The organism is Thiocapsa sp. (assembly GCF_035467215.1).
GTDB lineage: Bacteria > Pseudomonadota > Gammaproteobacteria > Chromatiales > Chromatiaceae > Thiocapsa.
In genome coordinates, this window is sequence record NZ_DATITZ010000247.1 from 22,372 (window position 1) to 33,812 (window position 11,441).

An 11,441-nucleotide genomic window follows, 5' to 3' on the forward strand; every position below is an offset into this window, starting at 1 on the left:
GCATCTTCACGGTTCGTCAATATCCCGGCAATCGCGCGCGGAGATCATATCCCGACGTTGATGGCTCGAGGCCGGCGATGCGATGACCGACATCAAGCGTATGAATCCGTTGAAATACCGGAGCATTTTCATCTCCGATGTCCATTTGGGCTTTCGAGGGTGCCAAGCCTCTCTCGTGCTCGATTTTCTGCAATCCACCGAGTGCAAGCAGTTGTACCTGGTCGGCGATATCGTCGATATCTGGGCGATGAAGAGCGGTGTCTATTGGCCCGAGGCCCACAATCAGGTGGTCCGCGAGGTGCTCGACAAGGCCAAGCGCGGGACCGAGGTCATCTACACGCCTGGTAATCACGACGAGCTGTTCCGCACGCATCTCGGCGCGGATTTCGGCAACGTGGCGGTGCGCGAAGAGGTGATTCACACGACAGCCGACGGTCGCCGCTTTCTCGTGATGCACGGGGATGCGTTCGACGCGGTGGTTCAGAACGGCAAGTGGCTCGCCATGATCGGCTCGCGCGCCTATGACGGTTTGTTGATGCTCAACGGACTCGTCAGCCGGATTCGCCGCGTGCTCGGCCTCGAGTACTGGTCGTTGGCCGGGTATCTCAAGCACAAGGTCAAGAACGCCGTGAGCTATATCGGCAATTTCGAGGCGGCCGTGGCGGGCGAGGCGGAGCGCCGGCGCGTCGACGGCATGATCTGCGGGCATATCCACCACGCGGAGATGCGCGAGATCGCCGGAATCGCCTACTGCAACTGCGGCGACTGGGTGGAGAGCTGCACCGCCCTCGTGGAGCATCACGACGGTCGGCTCGAGCTGCTGCGCTGGACCAACGCCTATCCCCAACCCGCGAGCATCGAGAAGGATCGGTTGGCTCTGGCGGGGGCCGGCTAGCGGAGCGGTCGGCCGGCGCGTCCGGCCCAACAGTTCAGCCTGCTGCGCGAATCGATCGCCGATAGCGCTTCCAATCGAACGCCGGCCCCGGGTCCGTCTTGCGACCCGGGGCAATTTCGGCGTGTCCCGCGATCCGCTCCTCGGTGATTGCGGGAAAGCGACGCAGGATTTTCCCTGTGCATTCGGCAAGGCGCGCGTACTGCGCATCCGTAAACGGGATATCGTCGGTCCCCTCCAACTCGATCCCGATCGAAAAATCGTTGCAGCGCTCTCGTCCCGCGAACCGCGAGACGCCCGCGTGCCAGGCGCGTTGCTCGAAAGGGACATACTGCAGGAGTCGGCCGTTGCGCCGGATCAAGAGATGTGCCGAGACGCGCAGACCGGCAATCTCGCGGAAGTAGGGGTGCGCGTCGGGATCCAGACGATCGAGAAAGAGATCGTCGATCCAGTCTCCCGAAAAGTCGCCCGGCGGCAAGCTGATGTTGTGGATCACCAACAGATCGATGTCCGTCCCCGGCGGGCGGGCGTCCCGGCTCGGCGATGGCCGACGCTCCGCGCCTGCAAGCCAGCCCTCCTGGTCGATATCCGCGTAGATACCGGCTTTGTCGTCGCCGACCGCGCGAGCTTGCACAACGGCATCGCTCCCGGTGGGCGAGCATCGCGCCGTCGGTGACTCGGCCCCGTGAAGGTCGGCGGCGGCATCGGTTTCGGGATTCATGACGCGCCACGCGCCCGGGCGGGGGGGATGAGCCGGCCCCGAGTCCGCCGATCCAAGGTGACACAGTTCCCCGCATTGCTTACCATCGCCGCAAGATATTCCATCGCTTCCTCGAGGTTTGCCGGCCGCCCCGTGCCTCGCGCCATGATGGTGACATGACCGGTAATCGGCGTCGAGATTCACGTGATCAAGCCCCCCCGCATCTACGCAGCATCCGGTCCCGGCGAGGATGCTTCGATCATGCGCGGGCGTTACGTCGCCGAGTGCACGCGCCTGCTCGGCGAACGCCTGCCGTCGCTCTGGGGTGCGCTGTTCGGGAAGCTCGACGACGCCTTGCAGGATCTCGCCGATAAGTCCAGCAACGATTTGAGCTATCGCGTCTATTTCGACGCTCGCGAGATCCTCGTCAAACAGCGCCGACGTCTTCAGAGCGATTTTTTGCGGCGTGTCGAGCAAGAGGCCAGCGATCTCCTCGGTCGGGATCGCGACCCGCAGGACGCGCTCGGTAGCCGTACGGAGTCGGGCTTCGGCGATCTGACCCTGCTCGAGCAGTCCGATCTCGAGGAGATTCTGGCCGCCGAGAACCTGGTGTCGAAGGCGGAGTTGCGCTATCGCGGCGATTTGATGGAGTTGGATCGTCGGTTTGCCGACCTGATGGGCTGGAGCGAGGTCGGGCTCGAGGAGAATCCGTTCGGTCCGTCCGCCCTGTGCCATGCCTTTCGCGACACACTGACCGGTCTTCCCCCGTTCGAGCCGTCTGTCAAGCTCGTCGTCTACAAGCTCTTCGATCGGCATGTCATGGACCAGTTGGGCAACTTCTACCGCAGTTGTCTGAGCCAGCTCGAGCCCGCTTCCTCCGAGATCGCCATCCCTGCTGCAAGGCCGCATGGCGCCTCGCCGTTCGCATCGCCTATCGGCGTACCGAGTCAGCCGGAGATCCCGGAGCCGCCCCCGGACACCCTCTCGATTCCGTTCGATGCGTTGCGGACCTTGCTTGCACGCCAACGACCGAGCAGCAGCCCGCGTACCGATAGCGCTCGGGTGAAGGTCGCGACGGGCGAGCTTCTGGCAATGTTGGACAATCTGGATGTCGCTCCCGCCCCGGCGGTCGTGTATCCGGCGTTGGAGGCGTCCCTGCGGACGCGGCTGTCCGCGGCGCTTTGCGTCGAGGATCGTCCGAGGCGTGCCTTGGCGGAGCCTGACGAGGATACGCTCGATCTGGTTTTTCTCTTCTTCGAGCATCTGCTGGCCGGCGGCGCGATTCCCGACCCCATCAAGATCCTGATCGCGAGGATGCAGATCCCGGTCGGGAAGATGGCGCTGTTGGACAAGGGCTTCTTCTCCGACGAGACGTATCCTGCGCGGGTGTTGATCAACAATATCGGCCGGGCGGCGATCGGTTGGAGCGATGCCGACGGACGCGGTGCCGACAGCCTCTACGGGATGATCGAGCGGGTGATCGAGCGATTGGTGCGCGATTTCGACGGAGATCCCAAACTGTTCGCCCGAATGGATCGGTCTTTCAGGGCCTTCCTTGCACGAGAGGACGCCCGACCCGCTGCGGGGACCGGGGATCCGCCGGCCGAGCCGCGCGGCGGCATCTTGTCCGGCGTTTCCGACCCGGCCGAGCCGAGCTTCGACGCCGATCCCGCCGCCGCGCCCGCCGATCCCGCGCGTGAGACGGTTGCGGCAGCACTCTCCGACCGTCTGGCGCCCTATGCGCAGATCCCGAGCACGGTCGAGGTCCTGCTGCGCGAGGGCTGGTCGCTGGTTCTGCTCGAGATCCAGCGCTCCCGGGGCTCGGATGGCCCGGATTGGCAAGCGGCACTCGAGTGGATCGATCGACTGCTCTGGAGCGTGAGCGCGAAGCGTACCGCCGAGGAGCGTCGCCAGCTGCTCAATCGGATCCCGCGTCTGCTCGAAACCCTGCGGCGGCGCCTCGCCGAGGTCGGCTGTGATCCACGTCTGACGGCACGGTGGCTCGGGGAGCTGCAGACCCTGCATCTGGACGTGCTGCAGGGGTCCGCGCGCGGTGCCGTGCTCGGCGGCTCCGACGTCGCGGCCGGGCGGGCGGCCCCGGCTCGGGTACCGATTCCGGTTTCGTGCGGATGCGCGATCGGCGATTGGATCGAGTGGGCTCGCGAGGACGTCGGGCGTGTCCGTCTCAAGTTGGTCGCTTGGAACCCCGCGCGTGAGGAGTTGTTGTTCTTCGACCGACAGGGGTGGTCCCCGGCGCGTTTTTCCGCGCGGGGTCTCGCCGAGGCGATCGCGGCCGGGCAGGTCAGGATTCTGGGCAACGGCGAGACGCCGCTGGCGGATCAGGCCTTGCGTGCGATGTTGACGAGTCTACAAAAGGCCCCCTCCGATGGCTGAATCAAACCAAGACACGAACCCCTCGCGCCCGGCGGCTCGTGCAGTGCCGCTTCCGGACCCGCGTCTCATCGAGGCCCAGGTCCGAGCCGCACTCGAGGAGGATGTGGGTGCCGGCGATCTCACCGCTGCCTTGGTGCCGCGCGATCAGCGCGCTCGGGCCGAGCTGATCACGCGCGAACCCGCGGTCATCTGCGGATGCGCCTGGTTCGAGACGGTGTTTCGGCTGCTCGATCCCGCGATTGCCGTCCGTTGGGACGTTGCCGATGGTGATCGGATCCGCCCGGGTCAGCGTCTGGCGCTGATCGAGGGTCCGTCGGCCGCTTTGCTGACCGGCGAGCGCACGGCGATGAATTACCTTCAGACCCTCTCCGGGACGGCGACCCGCGCGGCTGAATTTGCCGCCGCGGTCGCCGGCCTCCCCGTGCAGGTCTTGGATACCCGCAAGACGTTGCCCGGTCTGCGCGTCCAGCAGAAGTACGCCGTTCTCTGCGGGGGCTGCCACAACCACCGCATGGGCCTGTTCGATGCGATCCTGATCAAGGAGAACCACATCCTCGCCGCGGGCTCGATCCCGGCCGCGCTTCAAGCCGCGGCCGCGGCAGCCGGTGCCGACGTGGAGATTCAGATCGAGGTCGAGAGTCTCGACGAGCTGCAGACGGCCTTGGACGGCGGGGCGGAATCGATCCTGCTCGATAACTTCGCGCTCGGGGATTTGCGTCTGGCGGTTGCCATGAGCGCGGGACGCGCCCGACTCGAGGCATCGGGTGGCGTCACGCTCGCAACCATTCGGGCCATCGCCGAAACCGGTGTCGATCGCATCTCGGTCGGTGCGCTGACGAAGGACGTGACCGCGGTCGATCTCTCGATGCGGTTCGTGGGTTAAACCGCGTCCAGAGCGAGATGCTAACTTTCGAGTGAGCTCGACGCTTGGTGCATCCACGGCCTCTAGCGGAGACGCAGTTAAAAATTTATATTTTTTAATATCTTAAACCGCGCCCGCTCCAACGGTAGTCAAGTCTGCCGGTGCTGATCCCGGCCAAAAACATCCCATATCGCACCGGGCGCGGTTTAACCGAGCTCGCGTGTGCGTCTCGGCCCGAGCTGGTGCTCGAGTGCGCGCAGTCGCTCGCGCAGTTGTTCCAGCTCGTCGAGCAGGTCGAGCGCGAGTGCGGTGCCGGCGAGGTTGAGGTCGAGGTCGCGCTGCAGGCGCACGGCGCGACGTGCTCGACGCACCTCGAAGCCGTCGAACCGCCAATCGTCGGGGGCTTGGCCCTTGGGGCGCAGGAGCCCTTCGGTCACCATCAGCCTCACCACGCGGCCGCTGGAGCCGCACAGCTGGGTCAGCTCGGCGAGGGTGACCGTCAGCCCCTCGTCGAGCACGATCCCTTCAATGCGTGTCTCGGTCTGCGTCATGCGTCAGACTCCCATCTCGGCCCTTGGGTTGAAGTGTAGACGCTCGGCCATGTCGCGGTAGGCTGCCTTGGCAGCATCCGTGGTTGCCGGCGGGGTGACGATCTCGAGCATGACCAGCTCGTCTCCGGCCGGCTCGCCGGGCAGCCCCCGACCCTTCAAGCGCAGGCGTTGCCCGGACTGAGATCCCGGCGGCACCTTAAGGTTCACTGTCCCGCCGAGTGTCGGGACCGAGACGGATGCGCCGAGTGCGGCCTCCCAGGGCGCAATGGGCAGTCGCAGGTGGATGTCTTTGCCGTCCGTGGTGAAGAATCGGTGCGGATTGATCTCGATCTCTAGATAGAGATCGCCGGCATGACCGCCATTGATCCCCGGCCCGCCCTGGCCGGCCAAGCGGATCTGGCGCCCCTGCGTGACGCCGGGCGGGATGCGCACGTTCAGGGTGCGGGTGCGGGAGGTGACGCGTCCGTCCGGGCCGACCTCGGGGATGTCGATGCGCACCTGCCGCGTCGCGCCGCGATAGGCATCCTCCAGGTCGATGAGGATGCGCGCGGTTTGATCCTGACCTCGACGACGGCGTTGACTCTGGGCCCCCGGGTGAAACTCGCGCCCGAAGATGCTGGAAAAAAAGTCGCTGAACTCGGCTGCCTCGTCGGCGCCGAAATGGAAGTCGTGATGGACACCGCCGGGCGGCGGGCGAAAATCCTGGCCGGCGTGCCAGCTGCTGCCGAGCGCGTCGTAGGCGGCACGCTTCTCCGGGTCGTGCAGGACCTCGTTGGCCTCGTTGATCTCTTTGAATCTGGCCTCGGCGTCGGGCTCCTTGCTGACGTCCGGGTGGAACTTGCGCGCGAGCTTTCGATAGGCCCGCTTGATCTCGGGTTGGGTAGCGTCCCGCGACACGCCCAACGTCTTATAGTAGTCCTTGTATTCCATCGCAGCGCCTCGAAGGTTTGGCCGACACGGACTCGTGAACCTCGTGTTGCGAGGGAAGGTATGGGCTGGCGACGGTCATTGCACGGGTCGCGGTCAAGTGAACGGACTTAGTCGAGGCACCCGAGGGGCTGCGCGTCGACGCTCGCAGCGGCGGGGTCCATAGTGCCCGAGACCATCCCGGCGGCGGGGTTGCGTGCAATGGCTAACGAGTCGTCTTGCTCTTCGGGTGCGTGCGCCTGAACGGTTCGACCCAGTGCCCAGGCGCGCAGCGCTTGCAGCGGGCCGTGCATGACGACGTACAGGGGCTGGGTGTTCGCGATCTCGCGCAGGAGGTCGCCTGTCGTCATGCCCTCCCTGGCGGTCTCGTCGGCGTAGAGCGCGGAGACGACGGCCTGCTCGATGCCGGCACCGGTGAAATCCTCGCTTGCCTCCGCGAGGCGAGCGAGGTCGAAGCGCTCGGGATCGAGCCCCCGCCTGCTCAGCTGGATCGCAAAGATCTCGCGCCGCACGGGTGCGGCGGGTAGATCCACGAAGAAGAGCTCGTCGATCGATCTGATGAGAACGATCGGGGTGTCCGAGCGCAGCAGAATCTCCAAGTCGTGCAGGTCCGGCATCATCGCGTGCATGGCCTCCGCGTGATCCATGGGACGTCGAGTCCTCGGCTGTCGGCCGATCGGGGCTGCAATCCGCGGTCCCATCACCGCCGACGGCAGCTTATACAGGAACCGATGCGGGTCACAAGATCCCGCATCGACCGACGCGGGGCCGATCCGTCCCGCAGTTGCACCAAGCTTGATCCGGGGGCACCGCTCGCGCGCGGATCGCCTACAATAGCCTCCCGAAGACCAGGTCCCTTCCTTCACAGACGGCCGCGCGACTCAGAGACCATCCATGACCGCAAAAGACCACTTGATCATTTTCGACACGACCCTGCGCGACGGCGAGCAGAGTCCGGGCGCATCCATGACCCGCGACGAGAAGGTGCGCATCGCCAAGGCGTTGGAACGGATGCGTGTCGATGTGATCGAGGCGGGGTTCCCGATCGCCAGTCCGGGTGATTTCGAGGCGGTCAAGGCGGTGGCCGAGACCGTCAAGGAGAGCCGGGTCTGCGGCCTGGCGCGCGCGCTCGACAAGGATATCGACCGTGCCGGCGAGGCGCTGGCGGGCGCGCACGCCGGGCGGATCCATACCTTTATCGCCACCTCGCCTATCCACATGCAGCGCAAGCTGAACATGACCCCGGATCAGGTGCTCGCACAGGCGGTGCATGCCGTGCAGCGGGCGCGGCGTTACACCGACGACGTGGAGTTCTCGCCCGAGGATGCCGGACGCTCCGAGATCGACTTTCTCTGTCGGGTCCTCGAGGCGGTCATCGACGCCGGTGCCGGGACCGTCAATATCCCGGATACGGTCGGCTACAACATCCCGGATCAGTTCGGTAGCCTCATCCGAACCTTGCGCGAGCGCATCCCGAACGCCGACAAGGCGATCTTCTCGGTCCATTGTCACAACGACTTGGGACTCGCCGTCGCCAACTCGCTTGCCGCCGTGCGCAACGGCGCCCGCCAGGTGGAATGCACCATCAACGGTCTCGGCGAGCGCGCCGGCAACGCCGCACTCGAGGAGATCGTGATGACGGTGCGCACCCGTCAGGATCTATTCGATTGCCAGACCCGGCTCGATACCACCCAGATCATGAACTGCTCGCGCCTGGTCTCGGGCATCACGGGCTTTGCCGTTCAGCCGAACAAGGCGGTGGTGGGCGCCAACGCCTTCGCGCACGAGTCCGGTATCCATCAGGACGGCGTGCTCAAGCACCGCGAGACCTACGAGATCATGCGTGCCGAGGATGTCGGCTGGAACGCCAATCGGATGGTGATGGGCAAGCATTCGGGCCGCAACGCCTTTCGTACGCGGCTGCAGGAGCTCGGTATCGTCATGGGTTCGGAGGAAGAGCTCAATGCGGCCTTCTCGCGCTTCAAGGATCTGGCCGACAAGAAACACGAGATCTTCGACGAAGACCTGCAGGCGCTGGTGACGGATGCGACCCTGGACGCGGCCAACGAACGGGTGAAGCTGGTCTCGCTGCGGGTCTGCTCCGAGACCGGCGAGACGCCCTGCGCCAACCTGGTGCTGATGTTTGACGGCGAGGAGCTGGCCGGAACCGCCAGCGGCGGCGGACCCGTAGATGCGACCTTCAAGGCGATCGAGACGATCGTCGACAGCGGAACCGTTCTGAAGCTCTACTCGGTCAACGCCATCACCAGCGGCACGGACGCACAGGGCGAGGTGACGGTCCGACTCGAGCGCGGCGGGCGCATCGTCAACGGCCAGGGTGCGGATACCGATATCGTGATCGCCTCCGCCAAGGCCTACATCAACGCCTGCAACAAGATCCTCCAGCCGGCCCATCGCGCCCATCCACAGACCGGCGACGTCTGAGTCCTATGGCGATGGACGAGCGCCGCCGCCTGGACTACCTGGGCGCGATGGGTGTCGATGTCTGGGTGCCGCGTCATGTCGCTGCGGGTACAGTCGATAGCGCCGAAGAGACGGTCCTCGTCGAACCCGCGTCGCCCGTGCCGGGGCAAGCCGCTCCGAACTCGGTTCCGCCGTCCCCGCAGCCCGCGCACCCGGCCCCGCCGGTGCGTGCCATGGCTCCCGAGGTCGTGCCGAATCCGGTCGCGCCCGAACCCGTCGCGTCCGGACCGGTCGAGCCCGATCCGTCCGATGGTCCGTTGTCGCCCGATCCGGCAAAGATGGATTGGGATGCGCTCGAGACGGCGGTGTCCGGCTGCCGCGCCTGCGGACTCTGCGAGACCCGCACCAACACCGTCTTCGGCGTCGGCAGTCGCACTGCGGAACTCCTGATCGTCGGCGAGGCACCGGGCGCGGATGAGGATCGTGCCGGCGAGCCCTTCGTCGGGCGTGCCGGCCAGCTGCTCAACCGCATGCTCGCCGCGATCGGCCTGGCGCGCGATCAGGTCTACATCGCCAACGTGCTCAAGTGCCGTCCGCCCGGGAATCGCGATCCACGTCCCGAGGAGGCCAAGCAGTGCGAGGCCTACCTCATGCGGCAGATCGCGCTGCTCGGCCCGCGCGCGATCCTCTGCGTCGGGCGCGTCGCGGCTCAGCAGGTTCTGCAGACGGATGCGCCGCTGGGGAGTTTGAGGGGGCGTTGGCTTGAGTTTCGGGCGGGGTCGATCCCGCTGCGCGTGACCTATCATCCGGCCTATCTGTTGCGCTCGCCGGATCAGAAGGTGAAAGTCTGGGATGATTTGGTCGAGGTTGCGCGGCGCTTGCGCGAGGGGCAAGGCGCGGTAATCGGCCAAGGCAATGATAAAGATCAATCCAATTGATATAACTTATTTCATATTTAATCAATTGCTAATATAATGCATTCCGTGGATGTCGATGAGGCATCCACGCTTGCTGCCAACAACTTAGATCGATTCGGAGAATAGAATGAACAAGCTTGCTACTGCTGCTGCCGTCGCTGCCCTCCTCGGTGCCTCCGCTTCCGCCTCCGCTTGGTGGGGTCCGGGTTACGGCGGCTACGGCCCCGGTTACGGTTCCGGTCTCGGCGATGCCTTCAGCGACATGTTCGGCGACGGCTACGGCGACTTCAACTTCGGCATGAGCGGCGGCGGCAGTGGTCGCGGCTACGGTCGCGGTCTGGGTCGCGGCTACGGCTACGGCTACAACAACCCCTACTACTACGGTGCCCCTTACGGCTACGGCGCTCCGTACTACGGCGGCGGTTACCCCTACGCCTACCCCTACGCAGCACCGGTTGCCCCGGTGGCGCCTGTTGCTCCGGCTCAGCCAGAAGCCAAGTAATAAGGTCTCCGATCGGGCGGTGCACCTCATGTGCGCCGCGGCAAAAAAGGCCGGGCAATCGCCCGGTCTTTTTTGTTTTCCGCGGGCTCGCGCATGAGCCTGTTGACGTCGCTGATCGGGCGTGCGTCGGGTTCGGTGGACTTCGCTTTGGCTCGTCCGCCCTACCCGCCGGGGTCGAGCTTCACGCAACCATCAGGATGCCTGCAAAGGCCAGTGCGAGTCCGATCAAGGTCGCGACCAGCACGTCGCTGGGATAGTGCAGGCCGAGAATGATCCGCGAGCTGGCGACCAGCATGGTGAAGGGCACGAGGATCCAGGCGAGCTCGGGAACATAGTAGATGGCGACGCTCGAGAAGCTCACGGCATGAAGCGTATGGCCGGAGGGAAAGCTGTAGCGGTCGAGCGGCGGGACCAGGGCGATGATCTCGGCGGCATAGTGACAGGGTCGTTCGCGCCGCGTATAGACCTTCAGCGACTTGTAGAGCGCGAGCGCGACGCCCCCGGTGACGAGCATGTGCACACTGGCCTTGAGGCCGAGGAGTCCGTGGGTCAGCGGCAGGATGGCGATCAAGCTGTACCAAAAGACCCCGTCGCCGAGCCGACTGACGACGGCGAAAGGGCGTTGAATCCACCGGCGCCGACCGCCGCGGCTCCAGGCGCGGCAGAGCGATACCTCGATCTCATTCAGATGTTGTAGCCACAGTCGCACGGCAAGCCTCCGTTCCACGTTGTCGGTGGATGACCTGAAAGAGACGGTCCTCGACGCTCCGGATGACGCGGTCCCAACTGATCTCCTCGGCCGCGCGGCGGGCCTGTTCTCCGAGCTTTCGGACGCGTGGCAGGTCGCGAGCCAGCTCGCATCCCGCAGCGATGAACGCTTCACGATCTCCTGACGGTAATGTAACCCCGTTCCGCCCGGGATCAATCAGAGATCGAGCCGCGGCATAATCGAAAGCGACGACCGGTAGACCGCTGGCCATCGCCTCGAGCACCACGTTTCCGAATGTCTCGGTCAGGCTCGGAAAGAGGAAGAGATCGCCCGAGGCGTAATATTTCGAGAGCTCGACACCGATTTTGGACCCTGGACAGATGAAACCGGGGTTTTCGCGTTGGATCTGCTCCCGTGCAGGCCCCTCCCCGACCAGGATGAAACGCGCCTTCGGTCGAGCCGATTGAATCGCCTGAAAGGCGTCCCGCGCGAGATCGAGATTCTTCTCCGGTGCAATCCGCCCGACATAGAGTACGGCCAAGGTCTCCTCGTCGCAGCCCCAG

At 65.2% G+C, this 11,441-nt stretch carries 12 protein-coding genes; 6 read left to right on the plus strand and 6 right to left on the minus strand.

All coding sequences use genetic code 11. The features are described 5' to 3' along the window. The first annotated feature begins 82 nt into the window (after positions 1 to 82). Entirely contained in the window at positions 83 to 895 is an 813-nt protein-coding gene (locus VLR48_RS14140) for a UDP-2,3-diacylglucosamine diphosphatase (RefSeq protein ID WP_325292406.1), read from the plus strand. A gap of 34 nt (positions 896 to 929) precedes the next feature. Here the strand turns inward: VLR48_RS14140 and ampD are convergent, their stop codons facing one another. Next, a complete protein-coding gene (gene ampD, locus VLR48_RS14145; protein WP_325292407.1) occupies positions 930 to 1,613 on the minus strand; it encodes a 1,6-anhydro-N-acetylmuramyl-L-alanine amidase AmpD in 684 nt (227 codons plus the stop codon). A gap of 183 nt (positions 1,614 to 1,796) precedes the next feature. Between ampD and VLR48_RS14150 the strand changes: the two genes are divergently transcribed. Together VLR48_RS14150 and nadC are read left to right on the plus strand one after the other, a co-directional pair. Further along, on the plus strand, positions 1,797 to 3,986 hold the full coding sequence (locus tag VLR48_RS14150) for a DUF1631 family protein (RefSeq protein WP_325292408.1): 2,190 nt from the start codon (positions 1,797 to 1,799) through the stop codon (positions 3,984 to 3,986). Next, entirely contained in the window at positions 3,979 to 4,869 is an 891-nt protein-coding gene (gene nadC, locus VLR48_RS14155) for a carboxylating nicotinate-nucleotide diphosphorylase (RefSeq protein ID WP_325292409.1), read from the plus strand. Before VLR48_RS14150 ends, nadC begins: the two co-directional genes overlap by 8 nt. 185 nt (positions 4,870 to 5,054) lie before the next feature. On the opposite strand, the gene VLR48_RS14160 is transcribed toward nadC, so the two are convergent. The 3 genes from VLR48_RS14160 to VLR48_RS14170 all read right to left on the minus strand — a co-directional run bounded on the left by VLR48_RS14160 (position 5,055) and on the right by VLR48_RS14170 (position 6,973). Beyond that, entirely contained in the window at positions 5,055 to 5,399 is a 345-nt protein-coding gene (locus VLR48_RS14160) for a chaperone modulator CbpM (protein ID WP_325292410.1), read from the minus strand. A gap of 3 nt (positions 5,400 to 5,402) precedes the next feature. Then, positions 5,403 to 6,329 (minus strand): DnaJ C-terminal domain-containing protein, encoded by a 927-nt coding sequence (locus VLR48_RS14165; protein ID WP_325292411.1) that lies wholly within the window; start codon positions 6,327 to 6,329, stop codon positions 5,403 to 5,405. Positions 6,330 to 6,436: 107 nt separating this feature from the next. Next, complete coding sequence (locus VLR48_RS14170; RefSeq protein WP_325292412.1) at positions 6,437 to 6,973, minus strand: hypothetical protein; 537 nt, start codon at positions 6,971 to 6,973, stop codon at positions 6,437 to 6,439. Positions 6,974 to 7,220: 247 nt separating this feature from the next. On the opposite strand from VLR48_RS14170, the gene VLR48_RS14175 reads away from it, so the two are divergent. The 3 genes from VLR48_RS14175 (at position 7,221) to VLR48_RS14185 (ending at position 10,169) form a co-directional block, all read left to right on the plus strand. After that, complete coding sequence (locus VLR48_RS14175; RefSeq protein WP_325292413.1) at positions 7,221 to 8,771, plus strand: 2-isopropylmalate synthase; 1,551 nt, start codon at positions 7,221 to 7,223, stop codon at positions 8,769 to 8,771. Between the two features lie 11 nt (positions 8,772 to 8,782). Continuing rightward, positions 8,783 to 9,688, plus strand: coding sequence for a uracil-DNA glycosylase (locus VLR48_RS14180; protein WP_325292414.1), 906 nt, complete (start codon positions 8,783 to 8,785; stop codon positions 9,686 to 9,688). 106 nt (positions 9,689 to 9,794) lie between these two features. Continuing rightward, complete coding sequence (locus tag VLR48_RS14185) at positions 9,795 to 10,169, plus strand: sulfur globule family protein (RefSeq protein WP_296701249.1); 375 nt, start codon at positions 9,795 to 9,797, stop codon at positions 10,167 to 10,169. Positions 10,170 to 10,350: 181 nt separating this feature from the next. On the opposite strand, the gene VLR48_RS14190 is transcribed toward VLR48_RS14185, so the two are convergent. Together VLR48_RS14190 and VLR48_RS14195 are read right to left on the minus strand one after the other, a co-directional pair. Beyond that, a complete protein-coding gene (locus VLR48_RS14190) occupies positions 10,351 to 10,878 on the minus strand; it encodes a phosphatase PAP2 family protein (protein WP_325292415.1) in 528 nt (175 codons plus the stop codon). Continuing rightward, positions 10,850 to 11,441 (minus strand): glycosyltransferase (locus tag VLR48_RS14195; RefSeq protein ID WP_325292416.1); only part of this gene is annotated, 592 nt, incomplete at its 5' end. The genes VLR48_RS14190 and VLR48_RS14195, both read right to left, overlap by 29 nt.